The sequence below is a fragment of the Pseudomonas sp. M47T1 genome (assembly GCF_000263855.1).
Taxonomy (GTDB): domain Bacteria; phylum Pseudomonadota; class Gammaproteobacteria; order Pseudomonadales; family Pseudomonadaceae; genus Aquipseudomonas.
The window spans coordinates 1-305 of record NZ_AJWX01000078.1 but is presented as its reverse complement, the minus strand read 5'-3'; the positions used below and the strand labels follow the sequence as shown (position 1 = coordinate 305).

The following is a 305-nucleotide window of genomic DNA, read 5'->3' as shown; positions in this document are numbered from 1 at the left end:
TCGTGGCGTCCCCTAGGGGACTCGAACCCCTGTTACCGCCGTGAAAGGGCGGTGTCCTAGGCCACTAGACGAAGGGGACGCAAAACCTTCGAGCAAGTCCGTTTTCACGAACCCTGGCAAATTGGTGGAGCTAAACGGGATCGAACCGTTGACCTCTTGCATGCCATGCAAGCGCTCTCCCAGCTGAGCTATAGCCCCAAATTTAGCGTCTTGCGACGGAGCAGCACGAGCACGCGCTGCCACTTAAAAACAAAAGGCTCATTCAATAGGCGAATGAGCCTCAAAATTCCCGCAGAGCGGGCAAA

2 tRNA genes are annotated in these 305 nt (G+C 55.7%); both read right to left on the bottom strand.

The annotated features are described in order from the left end of the window. Positions 1-3: 3 nt before the first annotated feature. Positions 4-79: transfer RNA gene (locus PMM47T1_RS28520), tRNA-Glu, on the bottom strand. Between the two features lie 43 nt (positions 80-122). Beyond that, positions 123-198: transfer RNA gene (locus PMM47T1_RS28515), tRNA-Ala, on the bottom strand. Positions 199-305: the final 107 nt, after the last annotated feature.